28 protein-coding genes are annotated in these 23,067 nt (G+C 71.2%); 16 read left to right on the top strand and 12 right to left on the bottom strand.

Annotated features, from left to right (window positions below; all coding sequences use genetic code 11):
* The first annotated feature begins 211 nt into the window (after positions 1-211).
* Entirely contained in the window at positions 212-2,059 is a 1,848-nt protein-coding gene (locus ACQEVZ_RS25950; RefSeq protein WP_433370977.1) for an acyl-CoA dehydrogenase, read from the top strand.
* A 75-nt stretch (positions 2,060-2,134) separates the two neighbouring features.
* On the opposite strand, the gene ACQEVZ_RS25945 is transcribed toward ACQEVZ_RS25950, so the two are convergent.
* Positions 2,135-2,671 carry a SixA phosphatase family protein gene (locus ACQEVZ_RS25945; RefSeq protein ID WP_433370974.1) on the bottom strand — a complete coding sequence of 179 codons (537 nt, stop codon included), beginning with the start codon at positions 2,669-2,671 and terminating at the stop codon, positions 2,135-2,137.
* A 55-nt stretch (positions 2,672-2,726) separates the two neighbouring features.
* On the opposite strand from ACQEVZ_RS25945, the gene ACQEVZ_RS25940 reads away from it, so the two are divergent.
* On the top strand, positions 2,727-3,032 hold the full coding sequence (locus ACQEVZ_RS25940) for a DUF6458 family protein (protein ID WP_433376989.1): 306 nt from the start codon (positions 2,727-2,729) through the stop codon (positions 3,030-3,032).
* A gap of 32 nt (positions 3,033-3,064) precedes the next feature.
* Here the strand turns inward: ACQEVZ_RS25940 and trhA are convergent, their stop codons facing one another.
* On the bottom strand, positions 3,065-3,691 hold the full coding sequence (trhA, locus tag ACQEVZ_RS25935) for a PAQR family membrane homeostasis protein TrhA (protein WP_344508600.1): 627 nt from the start codon (positions 3,689-3,691) through the stop codon (positions 3,065-3,067).
* 122 nt (positions 3,692-3,813) lie between these two features.
* Between trhA and ACQEVZ_RS25930 the strand changes: the two genes are divergently transcribed.
* Genes ACQEVZ_RS25930 through ACQEVZ_RS25920 form a run of 3 tightly spaced genes read left to right on the top strand, consistent with a single transcriptional unit; the run spans position 3,814 to position 6,003 of the window.
* Positions 3,814-4,407: a 5-oxoprolinase subunit B family protein gene (locus tag ACQEVZ_RS25930; RefSeq protein WP_433370971.1), complete on the top strand. Its 594-nt coding sequence runs from the start codon at positions 3,814-3,816 to the stop codon at positions 4,405-4,407.
* The gene (locus ACQEVZ_RS25925; protein ID WP_433370968.1) at positions 4,404-5,258 is read left to right on the top strand and encodes a biotin-dependent carboxyltransferase family protein; all 855 of its coding nucleotides are present in this window, start codon (positions 4,404-4,406) and stop codon (positions 5,256-5,258) included. The genes ACQEVZ_RS25930 and ACQEVZ_RS25925 overlap by 4 nt, the downstream gene beginning before the upstream one ends.
* The gene (locus tag ACQEVZ_RS25920; RefSeq protein ID WP_433370965.1) at positions 5,242-6,003 is read left to right on the top strand and encodes a LamB/YcsF family protein; all 762 of its coding nucleotides are present in this window, start codon (positions 5,242-5,244) and stop codon (positions 6,001-6,003) included. The genes ACQEVZ_RS25925 and ACQEVZ_RS25920 overlap by 17 nt, the downstream gene beginning before the upstream one ends.
* A gap of 477 nt (positions 6,004-6,480) precedes the next feature.
* Here ACQEVZ_RS25920 and ACQEVZ_RS25915 read toward each other — a convergent pair whose 3' ends face one another.
* Entirely contained in the window at positions 6,481-8,319 is a 1,839-nt protein-coding gene (locus tag ACQEVZ_RS25915; RefSeq protein WP_354889548.1) for an NHL domain-containing thioredoxin family protein, read from the bottom strand.
* Between the two features lie 63 nt (positions 8,320-8,382).
* Positions 8,383-8,910, bottom strand: a complete 528-nt coding sequence (locus ACQEVZ_RS25910; RefSeq protein ID WP_433370961.1) for an LppU/SCO3897 family protein — start codon at positions 8,908-8,910, stop codon at positions 8,383-8,385.
* A 55-nt stretch (positions 8,911-8,965) separates the two neighbouring features.
* On the opposite strand from ACQEVZ_RS25910, the gene ACQEVZ_RS25905 reads away from it, so the two are divergent.
* The 3 genes from ACQEVZ_RS25905 (at position 8,966) to ACQEVZ_RS25895 (ending at position 10,414) form a co-directional block, all read left to right on the top strand.
* Positions 8,966-9,187, top strand: coding sequence for a hypothetical protein (locus ACQEVZ_RS25905; RefSeq protein ID WP_433370959.1), 222 nt, complete (start codon positions 8,966-8,968; stop codon positions 9,185-9,187).
* 276 nt (positions 9,188-9,463) lie between these two features.
* Positions 9,464-9,865, top strand: coding sequence for a hypothetical protein (locus ACQEVZ_RS25900; RefSeq protein ID WP_433370956.1), 402 nt, complete (start codon positions 9,464-9,466; stop codon positions 9,863-9,865).
* A gap of 111 nt (positions 9,866-9,976) precedes the next feature.
* The gene (locus tag ACQEVZ_RS25895) at positions 9,977-10,414 is read left to right on the top strand and encodes a hypothetical protein (RefSeq protein ID WP_433370953.1); all 438 of its coding nucleotides are present in this window, start codon (positions 9,977-9,979) and stop codon (positions 10,412-10,414) included.
* A 135-nt stretch (positions 10,415-10,549) separates the two neighbouring features.
* Here ACQEVZ_RS25895 and ACQEVZ_RS25890 read toward each other — a convergent pair whose 3' ends face one another.
* The 4 genes from ACQEVZ_RS25890 to pdhA form a co-directional block, all read right to left on the bottom strand.
* Positions 10,550-10,684: a hypothetical protein gene (locus tag ACQEVZ_RS25890; RefSeq protein WP_344508274.1), complete on the bottom strand. Its 135-nt coding sequence runs from the start codon at positions 10,682-10,684 to the stop codon at positions 10,550-10,552.
* 208 nt (positions 10,685-10,892) lie between these two features.
* Positions 10,893-12,302 (bottom strand): dihydrolipoamide acetyltransferase family protein, encoded by a 1,410-nt coding sequence (locus tag ACQEVZ_RS25885; RefSeq protein ID WP_433370950.1) that lies wholly within the window; start codon positions 12,300-12,302, stop codon positions 10,893-10,895.
* Positions 12,303-12,313: 11 nt separating this feature from the next.
* Positions 12,314-13,294, bottom strand: a complete 981-nt coding sequence (locus ACQEVZ_RS25880) for an alpha-ketoacid dehydrogenase subunit beta (protein ID WP_389331358.1) — start codon at positions 13,292-13,294, stop codon at positions 12,314-12,316.
* On the bottom strand, positions 13,291-14,424 hold the full coding sequence (gene pdhA / locus ACQEVZ_RS25875) for a pyruvate dehydrogenase (acetyl-transferring) E1 component subunit alpha (protein ID WP_344508270.1): 1,134 nt from the start codon (positions 14,422-14,424) through the stop codon (positions 13,291-13,293). The genes ACQEVZ_RS25880 and pdhA overlap by 4 nt, the downstream gene beginning before the upstream one ends.
* Positions 14,425-14,714: 290 nt before the next feature.
* On the opposite strand from pdhA, the gene ACQEVZ_RS25870 reads away from it, so the two are divergent.
* A complete protein-coding gene (locus ACQEVZ_RS25870) occupies positions 14,715-15,365 on the top strand; it encodes a hypothetical protein (RefSeq protein ID WP_433370947.1) in 651 nt (216 codons plus the stop codon).
* A 25-nt stretch (positions 15,366-15,390) separates the two neighbouring features.
* Here the strand turns inward: ACQEVZ_RS25870 and ACQEVZ_RS25865 are convergent, their stop codons facing one another.
* The gene (locus ACQEVZ_RS25865) at positions 15,391-15,570 is read right to left on the bottom strand and encodes a hypothetical protein (RefSeq protein ID WP_360566492.1); all 180 of its coding nucleotides are present in this window, start codon (positions 15,568-15,570) and stop codon (positions 15,391-15,393) included.
* A complete protein-coding gene (locus ACQEVZ_RS25860) occupies positions 15,570-15,827 on the bottom strand; it encodes a hypothetical protein (RefSeq protein WP_344508266.1) in 258 nt (85 codons plus the stop codon). Before ACQEVZ_RS25860 ends, ACQEVZ_RS25865 begins: the two co-directional genes overlap by 1 nt.
* A 177-nt stretch (positions 15,828-16,004) precedes the next feature.
* On the opposite strand from ACQEVZ_RS25860, the gene ACQEVZ_RS25855 reads away from it, so the two are divergent.
* The 4 genes from ACQEVZ_RS25855 to ACQEVZ_RS25840 all read left to right on the top strand — a co-directional run bounded on the left by ACQEVZ_RS25855 (position 16,005) and on the right by ACQEVZ_RS25840 (position 19,064).
* Positions 16,005-16,859, top strand: coding sequence for a helix-turn-helix domain-containing protein (locus ACQEVZ_RS25855; protein WP_433370943.1), 855 nt, complete (start codon positions 16,005-16,007; stop codon positions 16,857-16,859).
* 19 nt (positions 16,860-16,878) lie between these two features.
* Positions 16,879-17,079 carry a DUF397 domain-containing protein gene (locus ACQEVZ_RS25850; RefSeq protein WP_344508262.1) on the top strand — a complete coding sequence of 67 codons (201 nt, stop codon included), beginning with the start codon at positions 16,879-16,881 and terminating at the stop codon, positions 17,077-17,079.
* A gap of 246 nt (positions 17,080-17,325) precedes the next feature.
* Positions 17,326-17,880, top strand: a complete 555-nt coding sequence (locus ACQEVZ_RS25845) for an N-acetyltransferase family protein (protein WP_433370939.1) — start codon at positions 17,326-17,328, stop codon at positions 17,878-17,880.
* A 143-nt stretch (positions 17,881-18,023) separates the two neighbouring features.
* A complete protein-coding gene (locus ACQEVZ_RS25840; protein WP_354889541.1) occupies positions 18,024-19,064 on the top strand; it encodes a DUF4192 domain-containing protein in 1,041 nt (346 codons plus the stop codon).
* A gap of 451 nt (positions 19,065-19,515) precedes the next feature.
* On the opposite strand, the gene fdhD is transcribed toward ACQEVZ_RS25840, so the two are convergent.
* On the bottom strand, positions 19,516-20,388 hold the full coding sequence (gene fdhD / locus ACQEVZ_RS25835; RefSeq protein ID WP_433370935.1) for a formate dehydrogenase accessory sulfurtransferase FdhD: 873 nt from the start codon (positions 20,386-20,388) through the stop codon (positions 19,516-19,518).
* Between the two features lie 99 nt (positions 20,389-20,487).
* Between fdhD and mobA the strand changes: the two genes are divergently transcribed.
* From mobA to ACQEVZ_RS25820, 3 genes are all read left to right on the top strand, one after another.
* Complete coding sequence (mobA, locus tag ACQEVZ_RS25830; protein WP_433376985.1) at positions 20,488-21,090, top strand: molybdenum cofactor guanylyltransferase; 603 nt, start codon at positions 20,488-20,490, stop codon at positions 21,088-21,090.
* Entirely contained in the window at positions 21,087-21,323 is a 237-nt protein-coding gene (locus tag ACQEVZ_RS25825) for a DUF6457 domain-containing protein (protein ID WP_344508255.1), read from the top strand. Before mobA ends, ACQEVZ_RS25825 begins: the two co-directional genes overlap by 4 nt.
* A gap of 98 nt (positions 21,324-21,421) precedes the next feature.
* Positions 21,422-22,486, top strand: coding sequence for a T3SS (YopN, CesT) and YbjN peptide-binding chaperone 1 (locus tag ACQEVZ_RS25820; protein ID WP_344508253.1), 1,065 nt, complete (start codon positions 21,422-21,424; stop codon positions 22,484-22,486).
* A 13-nt stretch (positions 22,487-22,499) separates the two neighbouring features.
* On the opposite strand, the gene ACQEVZ_RS25815 is transcribed toward ACQEVZ_RS25820, so the two are convergent.
* The gene (locus ACQEVZ_RS25815; protein ID WP_354889535.1) at positions 22,500-22,925 is read right to left on the bottom strand and encodes a DUF6232 family protein; all 426 of its coding nucleotides are present in this window, start codon (positions 22,923-22,925) and stop codon (positions 22,500-22,502) included.
* Between the last annotated feature and the right edge of the window lie 142 nt (positions 22,926-23,067).

Raw genomic sequence — 23,067 nt, 5'->3', positions numbered from 1 at the left:
ACACCCTGTGCGCTACTCATCTGCCACCTTGGAGTACTCACCGGTCACCCTGACCTGCCGAAATAGGTGACGCCTGTTGTGACGGCCATCACCCGTCCGGGTGGGTTGCCTGAGGTTACTCGCAAGTAATAAGATTCCTGTTACCGACTGGTAACCTCGGTCGTCCATGCTCGATCTACAAAAGCGACCCAGAGACGGGGGCCACTCCGCGATGAGCCATTACAAGAGCAACCTGCGGGACCTCGAGTTCAACCTCTTCGAGGTCTTCGGCGTCGACAAGGTCCTCGGCCAGGGTCCCTACGGAGATCTCGACGTCGACACCGCGCGCAGCATCCTCGCCGAGGTCGACCGCCTCGCCCGCGAGGACCTCGCCGCGAGCTACGCCGACGCCGACCGCAACCCGCCCGTCTACGACCCGGCGACCCACTCGGTGAAGATGCCCGAGTCGTTCCGCAAGTCGTACGAGGCCTTCATGGCCGCCGAGTTCTGGCGCCTCGACCTCCCCGCCGAGCTCGACGGCACCTCCGCGCCGCGGGCCCTGTGGTGGTCCCTCGCCGAGATGGTGCTCGGCTCCAACGCGCCCATCTGGATGTACGCGTCCGGCCCCTCCTTCGCCAACACGCTGCGGATCGAGGGCACCGAGGAGCAGAAGAAGTGGGCCAAGCTCTTCGTCGACCGCCAGTGGGGCTCCACCATGATGCTCACCGAGCCCGACGCGGGGTCCGACGTGGGCGCCGGCCGTACACGGGCGATCCCGCAGGCGGACGGCTCCTGGCACATCGAGGGCGTCAAGCGCTTCATCACCAGCGGTGAGCACGACCTCGCCGAGAACATCGTCCACTACGTCCTGGCCCGCCCGGTCGACACGCCCGGCGTCGGCGGCCCCGGCACGAAGGGCCTCTCGCTCTTCGTCGTGCCGAAGTTCCACTTCGACGGCGACACCGGCGAGCTCAAGGACCGCAACGGCGCCTTCGTGACCAACGTCGAGCACAAGATGGGCCTCAAGGTCTCCACGACCTGCGAGGTCACCTTCGGCGGCCACGGCGTCCCGGCCAAGGGCTGGCTGCTCGGCGACGTGCACGAGGGCATCCGCCAGATGTTCCTCATCATCGAGTACGCGCGGATGATGGTCGGCACGAAGGCCATCGCCACCCTCTCGACCGGCTACCTCAACGCGCTCGACTACGCCAAGAGCCGCGTCCAGGGCGCCGACCTCGCCAGCAGCGACAAGAACGCGCCGCGCGTCACGATCATGCACCACCCCGACGTGCGCCGCTCCCTGCTGATGCAGAAGTCCTACGCCGAAGGCCTCCGCGCTCTCGTCCTCTACACCGCTTCCTGGCAGGACAAGGTCGCCCTCGCCGAGGCCGCGGGCGACGAGGCCGCCGCGAAGATCGCCAAGCGGGTCAACGACCTGCTCCTGCCCCTGGTCAAGGGCGTCGGCTCCGAGCGGGCGTACGAGTTGCTCGGCCACGAGTCGCTGCAGACCTTCGGCGGCTCCGGCTTCCTGCAGGACTACCCGCTCGAGCAGTACATCCGCGACTCGAAGATCGACACCCTCTACGAGGGCACGACCGCGATCCAGAGCCTCGACCTCGTCTTCCGCAAGATCGTGAAGGACCAGGGCAAGGCGCTGCTGACCGTCGCCGCCGAGATCCAGCAGTTCCTGGAGGCCGAGGGCGGCAACGGGCAGCTGAAGGTCGAGCGGGTCGCGCTGGGCAAGGCGCTCGGCGAGGTCCAGAACATGCTCGGCATCTTCACCGGCTGGCTCGGCGAGGCCCAGGCCGGCGACCCCCGGGCGCTTTACAAGGTCGGCCTCAACACCCGCCGCTTCCTGCTCGCCCTCGGCGACGTCGTGGTCGGCTGGCTCCTGCAGCGGCAGGCGGAGGTGGCCCTGAAGGCCCTGGCCGACGAGACCACGGAGAAGGCCTTCTACGAGGGCAAGGTCGCCGCGGCGAAGTTCTTCGCCCGCGAGGTGCTCCCGCGGACCGGCTCCGACCGCCGCGTCATCGAGGCCACCACGCTGGACGCGATGGACCTGTCCGAGGACGCGTTCTAGGGTTCTGTTCCACAGAGAGCTGGCGGGAGGGCAATGGCGCCCTCCCGCTTTTCTGTTCCGGCTTCTTTTCTGAGGTCAGCCGCGGGCCGTGTGGTGCGCCCGCAGCGGCGCGGTCTCCAGGTCGCGCCACGTGCCCGTCACGGTGTGGACCGCGATCCCGCTGGTGGCCAGGCCCTCGTCCGGGAGCGCGTCCGGGTCGAGCAGGTCGGACAGCATCGACAGGGTCGGGTTGTGGCCGATCAGCAGCAGCGTCGCCACGTCCGGCGAGTTCTGCAGCAGGTCGAGCGTGTCGTGGGCCGGGCCGAGGTACACCCGGTGCTCGAACACCACGGGCACCGTCTTGCCGTGCCCGCCGTGCTTGTCGTGCTTGTCGTGCTTGTCGTGCTTGTCGAGGCGTAGGCCGTCCAGTGTCTCGCGGGTCCGGACCGCGGTCGAGCACACCACCAGATCGGGCAGCAGGCCCTGCTCACGCAGCCAGTCGCCGGCCGCGGCGGCGTCCCGGCGGCCGCGGGGACTCAGCGGGCGTTCGAGGTCGGTGGGGTACGGATCCGGGTCGACGGCCTTCGCGTGCCGGAGCAGGATCAGGGTGCGCCCAGTGGTGCCGTCAGCCATGTCCTATAGCGTGCCCGATTGAGCGGCGTCGTAGGTGGGTAACCCGGCGGTACAGATGGTTACCAACCAAACGTCCTGGAGGCCCTCGATGGGTATCGGTGGCAGCATTCTTCTGATCGTTGTCGGAGCGATCATGACGTTCGGCTTGGACGACACCGATCTCGGGCCGTTCAACCTCGACACGATCGGCTGGATCTTCCAGCTCGCAGGCCTGGTGGGGCTGCTCCTCACGCTGTACTTCTGGAACAGCCGCCGGCGCACGGTCGTCCGGCAGGTTCCGACTGCTGGTGGCACCGCGATCCCGCCGACCGTGGACGAGGTCGTCGAGCGCCGCCGGACGTACGAGGACCGTTCGTACTAGAAAAATCCGCGGAAAACCGCACACATCGCCATCTACCTCGCGTACAGCGCGAAGTAGATGGCGATGTGGTGCAGGATCGCGGCGACGAGCGTGCAGGCATGGAAGAACTCGTGGTGGCCGAAGACGGTCGGCCACGGATTGGGCCGGCGCAGGGCGTAGAAGACCGCGCCGACCGTGTAGAACGCGCCGCCGACGATCGTCAGCACGAGCGCGGTCACGCCGCCCGTGCGCAGGATGTCCGGCAGGACCACCACGGCGACCCAGCCGAGCGCGACGTACAGCGGCGCCCCCACCCAGCGGGGCGCGTTCGGCCAGATCATCTTCATGCCCACGCCGAGCAGCGCGCCGCCCCAGACCACGCTCAGGATGACGTCGCCGGTCCGCCCCGACAGCAGCAGGACGCTGAACGGCGTGTACGTGCCGGCGATGAACACGAAGATCATCGAGTGGTCGAGGCGGCGCATCAGCTTGTACCCCGCGGGCGACCAGACCCGGCGGTGATAGAGCGCGCTGGTCCCGAACAGGGCACACACCGTCAGGCTGTACACGAGACAGCTCACGAACGGCGACCAGCCCGGGCGGCCCGCGGCCAGCGAGCACAGCACGATGCCGCAGATGATCGCGGCGCCGAACGCATAGGTGTGCAGCCAGCCGCGCATCCTGGGCTTGCCGAGGTCGACCGGGCGCAGGCGGGTCTCGGTCTTCACTGTCACGCCCTCCAGGTTACGGTACCGTAGGTTACTGGCAAGTATCGAAGCGGACACCAACTAGGGTGGCGGTCATGGAGATCCGCCCCGTCGGGAGCTCTGCCCTGCTGATCGAGGTCGACGATCCGCTGGCATGGTTCGCCGCGCTGGACGCCGAGCGGGCCGCCGGACGCCTCGCGGTCACCGATATCGTCCCCGGTGCGCGAACCGTCCTGCTCGACGGGGTCCCGTCGCCCGCGTCTCTTGCCGCTTCGCTGCGCTCGTGGCCGACGCCATCTTTTGCCCGCTTTTATGGCGACAAATTGGCGATTCCGGTCGTGTTTGACGGGCCTGATCTCGCGGCGGTCGCGGAATTGACCGGTTCGTCCGTCGAGGCGCTCGTCCGCACGCTCACCGAAACCACCCTCACGGTCGCCTTCGGCGGCTTCGCGCCCGGGTTCGCCTACCTCAGCGGCCTGCCGTGGACCATCCCCCGGCGGGAGAGCCCACGCCCTCGCGTCCCGGCCGGGTCGGTCGCGCTCGCCGCGGAGTACGCCGGCATCTATCCGACCGCATCCCCCGGCGGCTGGCAGCTCATCGGCCGCACCGACACGGTCCTGTTCGACATCGACCGTGACCCGCCCGCCCTGCTGACCCCCGGCCGGACCGTGCGGCTGGCGGTGGCATGAGGACGCTCACGGTCGAGACGGCGGGCCCGCTCACGACCCTGCAGGACCTCGGCCGGCCCGGGTTCGCGCACCTCGGCGTCCCCCGCTCCGGTGCCCTCGACCAGCCCGCCCTGCGCCTCGGCAACCGCCTCGTCGGCAACGACGCGTCCTGCGCCGCGCTGGAGATCACGCTCGGCCCGTTCGTCGCGACCCTGGCCTTCGCCGGCACCCTCGCCCTGACCGGGGCGGCGGCGCCGCTGCGCGTCGGCGGGCGGCCCGCGCCGATCAACGCCCCCGTCCCCTTCCGCGCCGGCGACCGTGTCGAGATCGGCCGCGCCGTGGCCGGGCTGCGCGGATACCTCGCCGTCGACGGAGGTTTCGCCGCGTCGCCGGTACTGGGCAGCCGCGCCACCGACACCCTTGCGGTGCTCGGCCCGCCGGTCGTCGGCGTGGGCGCCGTGCTGGCCGTGGGCCCCACGACCGGCGACCCGTCCACCGTGGACGTGGCGCCCCGCCCCGCCCTGGGCGGCCCCATCACGCTCGGCCTGACCTGGGGCCCCCGCCACGACTACTTCGCGGCCGCCGGTGACCTGCTCGCCGGCACGTACACCCTGAGCAACGACAGCAACAGGATCGGCGCGCGGCTCGGCGGCCCCGCACTCACCCGCGCCCACCAGCGCGAGCTCCCCAGCGAAGGCATCGTCCTCGGCGCCGTGCAGGTCCCGGCCTCCGGCCAGCCGCTGATCTTCCTCGCCGACCACCCCACCACCGGCGGCTACCCGGTCGTCGCCGTCGTCGACCCCACGGATCTGCCGCTGCTCGCCCAGGCCCGCCCGGGCGATACCGTTCGGTTCCGTGGACCTCAACAGTGACCTCGGCGAAGGCTTCGGCATCTGGACCCTCGGCGACGACGACGCCCTCCTGGACATCGTCACCAGCGCCAACGTCGCCTGCGGCTTCCACGCCGGCGACCCCTCCACGATGCGCCGCGTCTGCTCCAGCGCCGTCTCCCGCGGCGTCCGGATCGGCGCCCAGGTCAGCTACCGCGACCTGGCCGGCTTCGGCCGCCGCCGCATCGACGTCGACGCCACCACGCTGACCGACGAGCTGCGCTACCAGATCGGCGCCCTGTCGGCGTTCGGCCCGGTCACCTACGTCAAACCGCACGGCGCCCTCTACAACACCGCCGCCGTCGACCCCGTCCACGCCTCGGCCGTCGCCGCCGCCGCTGCCGCCTTCGGCCTCCCCGTCCTGTGTCAGCCCGGCTCGGTCCTGGCTCGGCTCGCCGCCGAGGCAGGCCTGCGCGTGGTTTTTGAGGGCTTCGTGGACCGCGGTTACCTCCCGGACGGCCGCCTCGTGCCCCGCGGCACCGAAGGCGCCGTCCTGACCGACATCCCCACCGTCACCGACCGCGCCGTCCGCATGGCCCGCACCGGCGAGGTCGTCGCCATCGACGGCACCGTGCTCCACCTGCCGTTCGAGTCCCTGTGCGTCCACGGCGACACCCCCGGTGCCGTGTCCATGGCAACCGCCGTCCGCACCGCCCTCCTCGCCGCAGGCCTCCCCTTGTCCCCCTTCACCCCCAGCGAGCCGCCCCCACCCTCCGCTTCCCCGTGACCCGGAAGACTCCGACACACCCTCTTCCGCCTCACGGTCGACGGCATCGTCCGTGGGCACTGTCGTCTGCTGCCGACCCGGACCGGCACTGCTGCGGATGTCTGCGTGGGTCCCTGCGCGTCCACTTCCTCACCAGCGAGGCGTGTCCGCGGCCCGGTTTTCCGTGATCCGGAAGACTTTGTGCTGCTATGACGACATAAAGTCTTCCGGATCATGAGCCGTGGTCATTGCAGCGCCTTGGGTGTCGCTGAGTTGTGCTGGTGTTGGTCTTGCGGCGCATCCTGGTTGGCCGACTGGGCGGGCTGCGGGCTTCAACGCTCAGCGGCGGAGGGCGTTGGTGCTGCGGCGACAGGGGTTGCTGCGGAGGGTGGCGTCAGGTCTGGGATGGCGTGCTGTGCCTTGGTGATCCGGAAGACCTTGTGTGGATCGGGGGTGGGTGCGTGAGGTCTTCCGGATCGTAAACGGCGGGCTTGGGCGTCAGGTGTCGAGGCCGCGGAGGACCAGGGGGAGGCGCTGGGCGCCGTCCTTGGCTACGCGGATCGGGACGCCCCAGTCCTGGCGGGTCAGGTGGCAGGCGGGGAACTCCGCGTCGATGTCGCACGTCGCGGCCTGGGCCACCACCTGCAGGACGCCCTCGGTGACGTCGGGGGAGAGGACCAGGCGGCGGCGCAGGTCCTGGGTCACGCCGGCGCCTTCCAGCAGCAGCTCGGGTGGGGAGGCGGACACCTCCAGGCGGGTCGACGGGCCGAACGACTCGTCCAGCTTCTGGCCCGGCGCCGGCTCGAAGATCAGGTCGAGCTGGACCTCGCCGGGGGCGAGCATCGTCGAGGGGCGTTCGGTGCGGTGCCGGACGCCGGCGACGTCGATGCCCGCCGCTGCCAGGGTGCCGGGGGCGAGCCGGACCAGCCGGTGTGCGCCCGACTCGACGACCACGACGTCGCCGGTCGAGCTGAGGACCAGGTCGCTCGGCTCGCGGAGGCCGTCGACGACGGTGGACACCACGCCGTCGGCGATCCTGCGGATGGCGCCGTTGTACGTGTCGGCGACCAGCACGCTGCCGTCGGCCAGGGCCAGCAGGCCGAGCGGGTGCTGCAGCAGCGCCTGGTCGGCGGGGCCGTCGACGTGCCCGAAGTCGAACAGGCCCTGCCCGGCCACGGTCGACATCCGGCCGTCGGCGATGAAGCGGATCGCGCTGGACTCGCTGTCGGCGATCCACAGCGTCGTGCCGTCGGGCGACGCCGACAGGCCGGACGGCTGCGCCATCCACACCTCTTGCAGCGGGCCGTCGCGGAGTGCCTCGACGGTCGTCCCCGCGTACATGCCGGCGGTGCGCCGCACCGGGTTGAACCACCACAGCTGGTGGATGCCGGCCATCGCGACCACGACCTGGTCGTCGAACCACGCCACGTCCCACGGCGACGACAGGTCGACCGCAAGGGAGTCGTGCGCGTCGAAGTCGACGCTGCCGCGCCACTGCCGGCCGCTGCCGGCGACCGTGGTCACCTCGCCGGTCGAGAGCTTCAGGCCGCGCAGCAGGTGGTTGACCGTGTCGGCGACCACGACGTCATACCCGGCGATCTCGGCCACGTGCGGGGGCAGCAGGCACAGCCCGCCCGGCTCGGAGAACTCGGGATCCGTGCCGTCCTTGCGGCCGCGCTGCCCGGTGCCGATGCGGCGGATCAGGGTCTCGTTGTCGGCGTCGAGCTCGACCAGCGACTGGTGCGTCGAGTCGGCGACCAGGAAGTGCCCGTCGGCCAGGGCCAGCGCCTTGCCCGGGAACCGCAGCACCGTCTCCTCGGTCCTGGCGGCGACCTGCGGAGCGGAGCCGCGCCGCAGCGTGCCCCGCGCCTCGTGCACGCGGACGAGCTCCTCGACCAGCCGCGCCAGCCCTTCGGCGTGCCCCTCGCCGGCCATCGTCGCCACGACATAGCCCTCGGGGTCGATGACGGTCAGCGTCGGCCAGGCCTTCGCCGCATACTGCTGCCACATCTCCATCTCGGGGTCGTCCAGCACCGGATGGTCGACCCCATACCGCTCGACGGCTGCCGCGAGCGCCGCCGCGTCCTTCTCGTGCTCGAACTTCGGCGAGTGCACCCCGATGGTCACCAGCACGTCCGCGAACCGCTCCTCAAGCGGGCGCAGCTCGTCGAGCACGTGCAGGCAGTTGATGCAGCAGAAGGTCCAGAAGTCGAGAACTACAATCTTTCCCCGCAGATCGGACAGGGTGAGTCCGTCGGTGTTGAGCCATCCGCGCCCCCGGAGTTCGGGAGCGCGGACGCGGGCCTTGAGCAGTGGCGACTGTGCCGGGTCGGTCATGCCCTCAAGTCTGCCCGAGTGCCGCCGGGCGCTCCCATGCGACGTTGGCCCCGGGCGCCTAGGTCATTTGGCCGAGGCCGGACGGAGGCAGAGGACCTCGTCCTTCTGTCCCTTGTGCTGCAGCACGACGTACGGTTGGCTGGCGTCTGAGCAGCTCTCCGGCTTCTCCACCTTCTGCACGATCGTGAATGCGTCCTTGTCCGAGCAACTCGCCTTCTTCGCCGAGTTGCCGTCCTGCTTGACGCACGAGTTGACCGCGAAGCTGGTGCTGTCGGCATTGTTCAGCGCCACCACGATGCCTGTGCCGGCCACCGCGAGCAGGAAGACCACGACCACCACGACCAGCCCCATGATCAGGCTGCGCTTGCTCTTCTTTTCAGTTGGCGGCGTCGGTACGACCGGCGCCCCACCGACAGGCTCAGCACCGGAAGGGGGTTGATCGCCGGGCATGGTGACGAGGTCGCTGTAATGCGGGCCGGCCGGTGCTGAGCTCGGCACCGAAGCCTGGTACACGCCCGTGGCGGGCGGCGGCGCAGCCTGATAGATGCCGGTCGCGGGCGGCCCGGAGGCCGGAGGCGCCGAGAACGGCATGTTGGTCGCCGGTGGTGCTGACGCCTGGTAAAGCCCGGTCGCCGGCGGTGCGCTCGTGGGCGGCATGTTGGCCGGCGGCGCGCTGGTCGGGGGCACGTTCGCGGGCGGGACGGACACCTGTGCCCGTGCGGCGAACGACGCCGGCGGGATCTTCCCCAGGTTCGGTGCCGCCGGGACGGCCCCGGCGGGCTGTCCCGCTTCAGGGCCCGCCGCACTGGGCGCCGTCGATGCCGGCGTGCCGTACGTCGCGGGCGGGGCGGAGGTCGGGGCGCCGTAGGTGGCCGGCGGAGCGGAGGTGGGCGCGCCGAAGGCGGCCGGTGGGGCGGAAGTCGTGCCGTAAGTGGCCGGCGGAGTGGCAGCGGCCGGCGGCGCCGAGGTGGGAGCGCCATAGGCGGTCGGCGGAGCGGCGGCAGGCGCGCCGAACGCGGCCGGCGGCGCAGAGGGAGCCGAGCCGTAGGTGGCCGGCGGCGCAGAGGTGGGCGCGCCATAGGCGGCAGGTGGGGCGGAGGTCGGGGCGCCGTACGCGGCCGGCGGCGTGGAAGGCGAGCCGTAGGTGGCCGGCGGTGCGGAGGTGGCCGGCGGTGCGGAGGTGGGTGGGGGCGAGGTCGGGGTGCCGTACGTCGCCGGGGGTGCGGAGGTCGGCGGGACCGCGGACGGCGGAGGCATGGCGCCGGGGACCTGGGCGCTGCCGGAGACCTGGGCGGTGCCATACGTCCGGGCGCTCCCCGAGACGGGGGCCGCCGAGACGGGAGCGTTGCCGTGCTGGGCGCCAGGCACCGATCCGACCGGCGCGCCGCCGGACCCGGGCACCTGCGCCGACCCGGATGAGGGAACACCGGACACCGGCACCTGCGCGGATCCAGCCGAAGGCGCGGCGCCGGAAGAAGGGCCGGTGCCGGAAGAAGGTGCGGGGCCGGAAGCAGGGGCAGGCGGGGGGACCGGCACCTGGGTGTAGCCGGCAGGAGGGCCACTGGGGCCCGCCGGCGCCTGAACCGGATCCTGGGCGGCGGCGGCCGGGTCGCTCTGCGGAGCGGCGGACGAGGCCTCGCCGGCCGGTCCCGCCGGGGTGAAGCCAGGGAAGCTGCCCGGCGGGCCGGGAGGCGCGTTCGGCGGCGTGCGGGCCGGAAGCGGAGGGGCCGGCGGCGCGAACGGCCCAGCCGGCGGGAACGGCCCGGGCCTCGGCTGCTGCTCGGCGTCCTCGACCGCGCCCTGGCCGGTCGCGGCGGGCACAGCGGGAGGCGCGACCGGCGGCGCGGCAGGAGCGGGCTCTGAGGAGGCGGCGGGTGAGCCGTACGTCGCGGGGGCCGGCGGCGCCGCCGGGGACGACGGCTGGACGGGAGGCCTGGTCGGCATCGGGACCGACGCGGTCGCTCGCACGGTGCCGGCCGGGGGCGTGCCGGGCGGGGGTGAGCTCGGCGCGCTCGCCGCACTCTCGTCCGCTTCGGACGGGTGGGGCTGGTCGGACGTCATCGTGCCTCCTGTGGTCAGACCCTTGCGACCGTAGTCGACCCGAACCGTACATGGCAGAGCGGAGGCTCAGGTTCGCCGGCAAGCGCTCCCAGAATAGGTGAACAAAGCGATGCCGCCCCGGTCCGGGGAGGGTCGGACCAGGGCGGCAGGCGCGGGGTGGTGCGCAGGCTCAACTTCGGCTGAGCATGGCGTGGAGTTCGTCGCGCAGCGCGGCGGACGGGTTCTTGGCGATGGCGCGCTCGATCGCGTCGAGGCGGCGGGCGGCGTTGCGGCGGGCGCGGTAACGCTCCATGAAGGTGCTCACGGCGGGCTCCTTGGGAGAATGTAAGGACGAGGCTTGCTTCGCATCCATTACACGCCCAGCGGAAGATCGTTAGCCAGCGAATAGCAAGTGACGCGGCGCACGCGCCGACGATTCGTAGGGTTGCTGGCTGCGTAAACGCCCAGTTCGTCAGCCATATGACAGTGGCCCGGCGCGTCAGCGCCGGGCCACCTGCCGTGAATTGGACTGCTCAGCTCCAGGCCAGCAGCGATCCCTCGGGGTCCTCGAGGAACGCGCCGACGTCGCGCAGGAACTTGGAGCCCAGCTCGCCGTCGATGATCCGGTGGTCGAAGGACAGGCCGAGCGTCGTCACCTGCCGGATCTTGATCTTGCCCTTGTGGACCCACGGGGTGTCCCGGATCGCGCCGAACACCAGGATCGCCGACTCACCCGGGGGCAGGATCGGGGTGCCGGTGTCGACGCCGAAGACGCCGACGCTCGTGATCGTGAACGTCCCGCCGCTCATCGCCGCCGGCGACGTCTTGCCCTCGCGGGCGGTGGCGACGAGGTCGTTCAGCCCGTCGGCCAGCTCCCGCGTGGTGAGCGCGTCGGCGTCCTTGATGTTGGGCACGATCAGCCCGCGCTCCGTCGCCGCGGCGATCCCGAGGTTGACGTAGTGCTTGACCAGGATCTCCGAGCCCTGCCACGTGGAGTTCACCATCGGGTAGCGCTTCAACGAAACCAGGGCCGCCTTGGCGACCATGAGCAGCGGCGACACCCGCACGTCGCGCCAGTCCCGCTTGGCCTTCAGCCGTTCGAGGGCCTTCATCGAGCGGGTCACGTCGACCGTCAGGAACTCGGTGACGTGCGGTGCGGTGAACGCGCTCGCCACCATGTTCTCGGCGGTCAGCTTCCGCACGCCCTTGACCGGGATCCGCTCTTCGCGGCCGACGCGGGACGCCTGGGCCGCCGCCGGGGAAACCGGAGCGGCGGCGGGGGCGGACGACACGGACAGCACGTCGTCCCGCGTGACCGAACCGTTGGGCCCAGTGCCCGTGATCTCCGCGAGGTCGACGCCGAGGTCCCGGGCCAGCTTGCGGACCGGCGGCTTGGCCAGCACGTTGCCCCGCGCTGGCGGCGTCCGGTCCACGGGCTCCGCGACGACGACCGGAGCCGGCGCTACGGGCGTGGCGGGAGGCTTCGGCAGTACAGGTGCCGCGGTTGCATTTGCAGTTGTTCTTGGCCGGCGCTTCGCGGCGGCGGTTTTCGGACCGTAGCCGACGAGCACGGCGGTGCGGCCGCCCGGCGCGGGGCCGCCGATCATGCCGGGCTCGACCGGCGCGTCGCCGGCGATGTCGACGGCCGCCAGCGAGGCCGCGGAAGGCACACCCGTGGAGGGCGCCGGGGCGCCGCCCGGATCGGTGTCGATGGCGATGATCGGGGAGCCGACCTCGACCGTCGTGCCCTCCGGGTGGAAGATCTTGGCGACCTGACCGGCCCACTTCGCGGGGATCTCGACCGCCGCCTTCGCGGTCTCGACCTCCACGATCGGCTGGTTGAGCTCGATCGTGTCGCCGACCTGGACGAGCCACTTGAGGATCTCGCCCTCGGTGAGGCCTTCGCCCAGATCGGGAAGGTTGAACTCTTTGACCCGTGTCACTGCGCGTCCCCCTAGAACCCGAACGAGCGGTCGACGGCGTCGAGCACCCGGTCGAGGTCGGGCAGGTACTCCTCCTCGACCCGGGCGGCCGGGTACGGCGTGTCGAACCCGGTGACGCGCAGGACCGGCGCCTCGAGGGAGTAGAAGCACTCCTCGGTGATCCGGGCCGCGATCTCCGACCCGAGCCCCAGGTTGCCGGGCGCCTCGTGGACGACGATCGCGCGGCCGGTGCGCCGCACCGACTCGTAGACCGGGCCCATGTCCAGCGGCGACAGCGTGCGCAGGTCGATGACCTCCAGGTCGCGCCCGTCCTCGGCGGCGGCGGTCGCGGCGTCCAGCGCGGTGCGGACCATCGGGCCGTAGGCCAGCAGCGTCGCGTCGGTGCCGGGGCGCGCGATCCGCGAGACGTGCAGCGGTGCGCTCGCGGCGTCGACGTTGACCTGGCCCTTCTCCCAGTAGCGGCGCTTGGGCTCCATGAAGATGATCGGGTCGTCGGACTCGATCGACTGCTGGATCATCCAGTACGCGTCGTCGGGGTTGGAGCAGGAGACGACCTTCAGGCCAGCGGTGTGCGCGAAGTAGGCCTCGGGCGACTCGGAGTGGTGCTCGACCGCGCCGATGCCGCCGCCGAAGGGGATCCGGATGACGATCGGCAGCCGGACCTTGCCCTTGGAGCGGTAGTGCATCTTGGCGACCTGCGACACGATCTGGTCATAGGCCGGGTAGACGAACCCGTCGAACTGGATCTCGCACACCGGCCGGTAGCCGCGGATCGCGAGGCCGACGGCGGTGCCGATGATGCCGGACTCGGCGAGCGGGGTGTCGATGACGCGCTCATCGCCGAAGTCCTTCTGCAGGCCGTCGGTGATGCGGAAGACGCCGCCGAGCTTGCCGACGTCCTCGCCCATGACGAGGACCTTGGGGTCGCGCTCCATCGCCCGGCGCAGGCCGGTGTTGAGCGCCTTGCCGATCGTCAGGGTCTCGGCCATCAGTGCCCACTCCCCTCGAACGACGACAGGTACTTGTCGAACTGCGCCTTCTGCTGCTCGAGCTCCGGCGAACCATGCGGATACACGTGGTCGAACAGGGTGCGCGGATCCGGGTCCGGCATGGTGAGGACGCGCTCGCGCAGGTCGGCGGCGGCGACCCGGGCCTCCTCGTCGACCGCGGCGAAGAAATCGTCGCCGGCGATGCCCTGCTTGCCGAGGAACGCCCGCAGGCGCGCGATCGGGTCCTTCGCCTGCCACGCCTCGACCTCGCTGGCGATGCGATACCTGGTCGGGTCGTCCGACGTGGTGTGGGCGCCCATCCGGTACGTGTAGGCCTCGATCAGCGAGGGCCCCTGGCCGTGGCGGGCGTCGTCGAGGGCCTTGCGGGTGACCGCGTAGCAGGCGAGCACGTCGTTGCCGTCCACGCGCAGGCCGGGGAAGCCGAAGCCGCTGGCCCGGTGATACAGCGGGACGCGGGTCTGCCGCTCGAGCGGCTCGGAGATCGCGTACTGGTTGTTCTGGCAGAAGAACACCATCGGCGCGTTGAAGACCGACGCCCAGATGAAGGCCTCGTTGACGTCGCCCTGGCTGGTGGCGCCGTCGCCGAAGTAGGCGATGACGGCCTCGCCGTCGTCGGAGCCGACCTTGCCGTCCTTGGTCACGCCCATCGCATAGCCGGTCGCGTGCAGCGTCTGCGCGCCGATCACGATCGTGTACATGCCGAAGTTGAACTCGTTGGGGTCCCAGGCGCCCTGGTCGACGCCGCGGAACAGGGTCAGCGGTGCGATCGGGTCGACGCCGCGGCAGTACAGCACGCCGTGCTCGCGGTAGGTCGGGAACGCCATGTCCTGCTTGCGCAGCGCCCGGCCGGAGCCGACCTGCGCCGCTTCCTGGCCCAGCAGGCTCGCCCAGATGCCCAGCTCGCCCTGGCGCTGCAGAGCGGTCGCCTCGGCGTCGAGCTTCCGGACCACGACGAGGTCGTGGTAGAGCGAGCGGTATTCCTCATCGGTGAAGTCGACCGTGTAGTCGGGGTGTTCGACCCGGTCTCCCTCAGGGGTGAGCAGCTGCACGAACGCGGGTTCAGGCGCGGCCCGTGTTCCTGACGTCCGGGCCTTTGCTTCGCCCTTCGCCATCCGTTTCTCCCTGTCGTCTCTCGCGTCGGCAGCGGGGGTAACCCTGCCGCGCAGCGGGGGTGGCTGCTACGCGGCGGCCCTGTTGGAGCCGGCGCGTCGCGGTGGGTGTGAGTGGATCACGCCCGGGAGCCGGCTCTGAGGCTCAGTCGCAGGGTATGCGGACGCTACAGCCCCGTTGCCGGTGTGTGTCCAGCATCGCAGAAGGCGTGTGGATCGACACCATGGAGTCCGGGTTCGTCCGCGTTGCAAGGTCGAAAAATCCCTCCGAACCGGGCAGATCCTCGCCCGGCGTGCGGCAGTTGCTCCCAATGAGCTTCGTTCTGCCTTCCCCCGCACACTGGAGCGCTTCCTTGGAATCCGACGTCCGTACCCACCGCATACTGTCGCCGAACCGGCGGCCGTTGCTCATTTCCGCGCTGCTCGTGGCGCTGACCTCGGTGCCGACCCTGATCGTGGTCGCCGCCGGCAGCGCCTCGCTGGACACGGCGCCGTCCGTCCGGACGCCGATCGTCGCCGAGCCACGGCCCGGACCGCTCGTGCTCGCCCCGACGCCCAGCAGCGGGCTGCACGGCACGGGCACGCCGTCGCGCGCGGCGGAGCCGACCGCGCCGCTGCCCCCGGCGACCGTGGCGAAGCCGCGCGTCAGCGAGAGGACATCGGGTGGATCAGGCGGCGGTGTCGTCGTCGGTACGGGTACCAAGCCGCCCACGGTGGTGCCGGCTCCGCCGACCGCGCCGGCGCCCGAGGTGCAGGAGCCCCCCGCCGTCGTGCCCACGCCCTCACCGACGAAGGGCGTGCCCATCCAGGACAGGGCGTGGCCGGGGTGGAACGCCACGCGCAAGGGCAAGCCGGAGGCGGTCAAGAGCTGGACCGCGCATCGGCCCCGATCGGGGTCGGCCGATCAGTCAGATCTTGAGGACTGCCCGGCCGCACAGGTTTAGCGCTGGGTCATGAAGTGTGCGCGGGTCAGCGGCCGGCGCGTGTGTTGGAGTTGCGGGTCACCATCGCCCAGGCGGTGGAGAACGGCTTGCACGGCCAGCGCGCGCAGCCGGCCGCGCAGCGTGTCGCCTGATGGACGCGTAACGGCTGGTGGCGCGCCACGAGGCGGCGGGCGTCGGTCACGGCGTGGTCATAGATGACGGCCATCAGAACCCCTGCGTCGCGGGTGCGGTCCACAGGATCCAGGCGGGATACAGCTGCTGAGCGGTTGCGAGCGCGTCGTTCGCCGAGCGGAAGACGGCGATCTCGGACTTCCCATTCCCCAGGCGCCAGGTGAGCACGGCCTGATCCGGCAGCTCGTGACCCCAGGCGACAACCTGGGGGTGGTCGTCGTCGAACGGATCGGCGACAATGCCGAAAAGCCGTGGTGCGCCTTCGAGCAGGATCACGTCGTCTTCGATCACGACGGATCTCCCTCCGGCAGAGGAACCATCTCTGACCGCCCCAGAATGCATGTGCAGGTTTCCCGGGGCAATACGTTCCGTCAAACTTGAGTAGAGCAACCCAATCGCTCACTGACGCTCACGCTTGCGCGACAACCCGGTAACGGTGACACTCGTCCTGAGTAATGGAGGTGAGTGGTGTCGCACGCGCACAGCCCCACGTTCCCCCGCTTCCAGCTGGGCAAACAGCTCCGGCGACTGCGCGAGCAGGCGAGGCTCACCACCGAGGACGTCGGCCTGCAGCTCGACTGCTCGCCCAGCACCATCAGCCGCATGGAGGGCGGGAAGGTCGGCATCCGCCGCAGCACCCTCGAACAGTTGCTCAAGATCTACGACGTTGATGATAGCGATCTCACGGAGACATTGATCGCGCTTGCGAAGGAAGGTAAGACGCGGGGCTGGTTCGCCCGCTTCGGCGACCTTCCCAGCCACTACTCCCGCTACATCGGCCTGGAGTCCAACGCGATCGAGATGCGGGACTACGAGGCGCTCGTGGTGCCCGGCATGCTCCAGACGGAGGAGTACACGCGGGCGCTGCTCGCCGCCGCCTCCCCGTCCGGCGAGTCGGAGGACGCGGTCCAAGCGCATGTCAGCGCCCGGCGTGAGCGGCAGGAGCTGCTCACCCGGGCCGAGAATCCATTGCAGTTCATCGCGGTCCTCGACGAGAGCGTCATCCGGCGCCTCATCGGTGGGGCCGACGTGATGCGGTCGCAGCTCAAGCACCTGGCCGAAATGGGCCGGGCGAGGAACGTGACGATCCAGATACTCCCCTTCAGCGGGGGAGCCTATGCCGGCATGGCTGGATCATTCGCGATCCTCAAGTTCCAAGGTGCACCAAGCGTCGTGTACGCCGAAGCCATGGCCGGCGACATCTACCAGGAAGCCGGAGACGTCCAGCGTTACCACGACGTGTTCGAAAGTCTGCGAGCCGCCGCGCTCAGCCCATTCGAGTCGGTCAAGCTGATCGAGTCAACGGTCGCTGAGACGGCCTGACAACGAAGGAGTGCGCAGAATGGCTGCGCTGAACGAGCGGTGGCACAAGCCCACCCGGAGCGGTAACAACGGACAGTGCGTCGAAGCGCGGTTCGTCGACGGCGTCGTCGAGGTCCGCAACTCCAACTCCCCGGACGCGGGATCCGTGCGCTTCACCCGCGCCGAATGGGAGACCTTCATCGCCGCGGTCGACACCGACGGCGAATTCCGCCTTCCGTAACAAACCTGAGCAACAGCTTCCCCCAACCAAGCCTGAGCAACAGCGAAGGGACCGTCCCGACCGGCGGTCCCTTCGTCGTAGCTGCGAGCCGATTTGATGTTATCGCTCACCGGCTCCATCCATAACCGTGTGGCCACGATCCGCGTGTTGCAACAAAAGGCGTGAAACGGTCAGGCGGCGATCGGCCGGGGTGCAATACCGCGATGTGGGTGTCGCGGCGGTGCGCACCGGAGTAAGCATGAACACATGGTGACTGTTCGCGCAGATGACGGCGTAGGTGGCGGGGTCGCGACGCTGCAGCCGACGATCCGGGCGTATCGACCGACGGACCATCGCGAGTGCCGGCAGCTGTGGGCAGAGCTGACCGAGGAGCATCAGCACCTCTACCCGGCGGCGCCACCCGTCAGCGGTGACCCCGGGGCCGCGTTCGAGGAGTACCTCACGCGGCTCGACCTGTCCGGCATGTGGGTCGCGGAGATCCTCGGCGTCGGCGTGGTCGGCATGGTCGGGCTCATCCTCGACGGGCGCGGTGGGCAGGTCGAGCCGCTGGTCGTCGCGTCGTCCCGGCGGGGCGCGGGGATCGGGCGGGCGCTGCTCTCCCACGTCGCCGACCAGGCCAAGCGGCGGGGGCTCGGGCAGCTGAGCATCTCGCCGGCGGCGCGCAACGTCGACGCGATCCGGTGCCTGCAGGCGGCCGGGTATGACGCGCTCGCCCGGGTGACGCTCGCCATCGACCTGCACTCGGACGGCCACGACTGGCACGACGGGATCGACCTGCACGCGCAGCGGTTCCGCTTCTAGCGCCGCTTCCTGCTACTTGCCGCTTCTAGCGGTGTGCTGGCGTTTGTCAAGGTGTGGCCGGCGGTTGTGGATCGAATCGGGCGTTGTCCACAGCCGAAAACCGCGAGTTCCCGTGGGTGGCGGCGACCGCCAGGCTCGGGTGCATGACGACCGCGACCTCGACCCTCGCGCAGCCCCGGCTGCGCCTGCGCACCCCCGCTGACATCCTTGCCGGCACGCCGTACCTGTTCGGGTTCCACCCGTCCGACAGCCTCGTCGCCCTCGGGGTGCGCGACAAGCGGCTGCGCTTCCACATGCGCGACGACCTGCCCGATCCGGGCGAGGACCTCGACACCCTGGCCGACGGCTATGGCGCCCTGTTCGCCCGCCAGGACGTCGACCACGTCGTGCTCATCGGCTATGGCCCGCCCGAGCGCGTCGAGACCCTCATCCACGCCACCACCGCCGCGATGCGCCGCCACGGCATCGCCGTGCACGAGATGCTCTGGGCCCACGAGGGGCGCTACCGGTCGCTGATCTGCGAGTCGCCCTACTGCTGCCCGACCGAAGGCCAGCCCTATGACGTCGAGACGTCCGCGGTCGCGGCGACCGCCACCCTGATCGGGATGGTCGCGCTGCCCGACCGGGCCGCCCTCGTCGCCAGCCTCGCCGCCCCGACCGGCCCCGCCCTCGACGCCGCCGAGCGCGCCACCCGCCAGGCCCAGACCCGCCTCGTCCACTCGCCCGGCACGCCCGCCGAAGGCGTCGCCTCCATCGACGCGGCGCTGCGCCGCGTCCGCGCCGGCGAGGGCCTCACCGACGAGGAGGTCGCCTGGCTCGCGTTCCTCCTCCACAGCCTGCCCCTGCGCGACGATGCCTGGCTGCGCATCGACCGCGACCTCGACACCGACCTCGACCTCCACGACCGCCTGTGGACTGACGTGCTGCGCCGCTGCGCCCCCACGTTCGCCGCCCCGGCCGCGATGCTCGTCGCCTATGCGTCCTGGCGCTCCGGCAATGGTGTCCGCTCGCGGATCGCCCTGGACCGCGCGTTCGACGCCGACCCTGGCTATCGTGCCGCCAAGCTCATGGCCGAGATCCTCGACCGCGGCTTGTCCCCGCAGTCCCTGCCCCCGATCGGCCGCCGCGACGGCCGCCGCCCCACCCCTCCCCGCCGCCGCACCACCCGCCGCCGAAGGCGCTGAACCCTGCCTGGCGCCGCCCCATCCCGGCGTGCGTTGGCGGTCTAACTGCGTGCCGCTGCTGGCTCGGGTGTGGGGCGTCGGGTGGTCTGCTCGGTGCCGCGTTCCTGATTGATGGGAGGTGTTCAGGGCGTCGTGCCTGGTTGCGACCACGAGCCATGAGCTGTTGCGGGCGGCGGTCGACGCCGCGTTCGACCTGGTTGCGGTGTTTGCCGGTCCGGGTCGGACGCGGGTGGTCGGTCGCGGTGTGGTCCTCTCGGTCCGGTTGGCGATCTGTCCTTCGGTCGCGGGGTCACCGCCACTGTCCTGCGGGCCGCCCTGGATGAGGGTGCCTTGCCGTCCAGCCGAGTCCGGGCGGCGTGCTGGTGCGTGCGCACCGCCGGGGACTGTGGATGCGCCGTTCGTCTGAGGGCTGACCCGGCATTCCCGCCCGCGGGGAACTCGGCCGGTGTGATCAGGTCTGGGGCAGGCCGGTGATGCGGTGGGCGCCGGTGTAGACGTTGAAGGTCTGGCCGCGCAGGAAGCCGACGAGGGTCAGTCCTGCCTCCTCGGCCAGGTCGACGGCCAGGGTGCTCGGCGCCGACACCGCTGCCAGCACCGGGATGCCTGCCATCCAGGCCTTCTGGCACAGCTCGAAGCTCGCCCGGCCGCTGACCATCAGCACGTGACCGGCGAGCGGCAGGCGGTCCTGTCGCGCGGCCCAGCCGATCACCTTGTCCACGGCGTTGTGCCGGCCCACGTCCTCCCGGAGGCAGACCAGGCGCCCGGCCGCGTCGAACAGCCCGGCCGCGTGCAGGCCGCCCGTCGTCCTGAACGCCCGCTGGCCCGCCCGCAGCGCGTCGGGCAGGTCGGCCAGCACGGCCGGGGCCACCCGGATGCCGTCCGCCGCGACGTCGAACCGCGAGCGTGTCCGCACGGCGTCGATGCTGGCCTTGCCACACACGCCGCACGAGGAGGTGGTGTAGAAGTTCCGGCTCGGATCGGTCTGCGGGGCCGGGACCCCGTCGGCGAGCACCACGTCCACGACGTTGTAGGTGTTCGCTTCCTGGTCGCCGGCGCACAGTTGCGCCGTCCGCACGTCCGCGGCGGATCTGATGATCCCCTCGGTGAGGAGGAACCCGATCGCCAGGTCGAGGTCGTCACCGGGGGTCCGCATCGTGACCGCCAGCGCGGGGCGTGGCGTCCCGGCCGGTCCGACCCTGATCTCCAGCGGCTCCTCGGCGATCAAGGTGTCGGGCCCGACCTTTGCCGCGACCCCCGCCGGGCCGTCCGGGGCGGGGGTGACGGTGACCCGGGTGATCGTGCGCCGTTGCGTGACGCGTCCCATGGTCGGGCCTCCAGATGCGGGGAGTGGTTCCGGTCGTTGCCCGCTCGACGGTACGTTCTGCCCATGGGCGCAGCCACCGCATGGCCGGGACTCGTGGCCGTGATCCTCGCCGGGGGTGGCGGCACGCGCCTCGGTGGCCAGGACAAGCCGATGCTGCCCGTCGCCGGGGTGCCGATGCTCGACAGGGTGCTCGCCGCGGTCGAGGGGGCGGCGCTGCGGATCGTGGTCGGGCCGCCCCGGGAGGGGCTGCCCGCGGGGGTGCGCACCGTCCGCGAGGAGCCACCCGGTGCCGGCCCGGCGGCCGCGACCGCCGCTGCGCTCGGCCTCGTCCCGCGAGCGGCGTCGGAGGACCAGGCAGAAGCGGAGGAAGGGCCGGCGCTGGTCGGGCTGTTCGCCGCGGATCTGCCGTACCTCACGGCTGAAGGAGTCGAGGTCCTGCTCGCGGCGGTCGAGAGCCACGCGGATGGCGCGGTGTTCGTCGACGGGCGCGGCAAGCGGCAGCTGCTGTGCGGGGTGTGGCGGGCCGGCGCGCTGCGGGATGCGGTCGAGCGGCTCGGGGCGCCCGAAGGCCGGTCGATGCGGGCGGTGTTGGATGGGCTGGACGTGGTCGAGGTCGAGTGGACCGGTTCCGGGCCGGCGCCGTACTTCGACTGCGACACCGAAGAAGACCTGCGGCGAGCAGACGGGGGTGGAGACCGATGAGCGGGAATCCGGAGCTGGCGGCGTGGGTGGTGCGGGCGTGCGCGGAGCTCGGGCTGGAGCCGTTGGGCGCGGGGGAGCAGGACGCGATCCTCGACCTCGCGCGTGATGTGGCGCACAACGTGGCCCGGCCGGGGGCGCCGTTGACCGCGTTCCTGCTGGGGGTCGCCGTCGGGCGGGGCGCCGACCTCGAGGAGGCCCGGGCGCGGCTCGTCGCCCTGGTGGACGAGGGCTGACCGACGCCACGACCCGGAAGCAACCAGTCCGAGGAGCCCGAGGCACCCGCGACGTGCGTCGTCTGGATAGGGTGAGCCCGGGGGGATTGGAGGCGGTCATGGCGGATGATCAGGACTACGAGGCGGCGCTGTTCGACGACGAGGACCCGATCGGCGGGGACCTCAAGGAGAAGGTCGCCGAGGCCTGGCGCGACTTCGCGCGGCACCTGGTCGACGCGCTGCGGCAGCTCGCCCCCGGCACGACGCTCGATCTGACGCTCGACCCGACGGCGTCCGGGACCGGCGACGCCATCTACTCGGTGCAGGTGACCGGCGAGGACGGCGACATGCTCGCCGCGACCGCCGTCGGCAACGCCGACCTGCCCGCGGCGTATCGGCTGGGGCGGACCGTGATCGCGCAGACGGTGGCGCTCGGGTGGTCGCCGCCGGGGGTGGTGCCGGGCTCGGGCGAGGCGTTCGGCGTGCGGGTGCCCAAGAGCGAGGCCGTCCAGCTCAGCCGGCTCATCATGCGGACGCTGCGCGACATCTACGGCACGCCGCACCCCGCGTTCCTCACCTATCTCGCCCACGACGCGCAGGGGCTGGTGGCGGCCCTGCCGTCGCTCGGCGTCGCCCGGTCGCTCGCGTCGATCGTCGAGACCGACGGCGACGGGCCGGTGGCGGTGGTGCGGGCGAAGCAGCACCAGGCGGGTGACGAGCAGGACGACCTGCCGCTGCACGACAAGGTGATCACGGTCGTGGCCCGGCTGATGAAGACGACGCCGGAGGAGCTGACGATCGACCCGGACGGTGACATCGGCATCCGGTCCGGGTCGGCGATGGTGTTCGTCCGGGTGCGGGACAACCCGCCGCTGGTCGACGTGTATTCGCCGGTGCTGACCGAGATCGAGCCGACCGAGCGGCTTTACGTGAAGCTGTCCGAGCTCACCAACCGGATGCCGATCGGCCGGCTGTACTGCACCAACGACACGGTGTGGGCGTCGGTGCCGGTGTTCGGCCGGGACTTCCAGGCGACCCACCTGATGCTCGCCGTGCAGGTGATGACCGGGCTCGCGGACGAGCTGGACGACCGCCTGCAGGGCGAGTTCGGCGGGAAGCGGTTCTTCGGCGAGAACGACACCCCCAAGCAGGTCGAGGGCGAGCGCACCGGGATGTACCTGTAAAGCGCGGCAGACGCTAGAGCCCGCAGGAGCGGCGCAGCGCCCGGGACACCCGGCCGAAGAGGTCGACGTCCCGCGTGCGCAGCAGCGTGACCCGCGTGCCGCGGTAGTCGGCGAGCAGCGTGTGCTGCCGTGGCCAGCGGCGTGCGTAGACGACCCCGACGACCCAGGTGATCAGCAGCGCCGACAGCGCGACCAGGATGACCGGCACGGAGCCGGTGGTCGCCGCCGCGCCGAGGACGACGACGTTCGCGATCCCGACCGCGACGCACGCCCGCACGCCCGGGTGCAGGGTGCCGGTGCCGTGCGCCGGTCGCGACAGCTCCGCGATCTCGTAGCGGCCGCGGTCGGTGGCGAAGATCCGGTCGGTGACCAGGATCCCGTGCTGGTTGTAGTGGATGACCGGCCGGGACTCGAACGACTGGGGTGCGTAGGAACTCATGGTCGCGCTCCCTTGCTGCTGGTCGGGGCCCGGATCGCGGACGCCGACGCGACGAACGAGGAAGGCGGCAACCGGCCACGGTGACGGCCGCCGTCCAGCGTGCCTCCTGGGATGAGGCACATCGAAGCCCAAGCGTCGCCGT

Source organism: Dactylosporangium sp. CA-152071, assembly GCF_050936335.1.
GTDB lineage: Bacteria > Actinomycetota > Actinomycetes > Mycobacteriales > Micromonosporaceae > Dactylosporangium > Dactylosporangium maewongense.
This window is presented reverse-complemented; position numbering and strand designations above follow the sequence as displayed.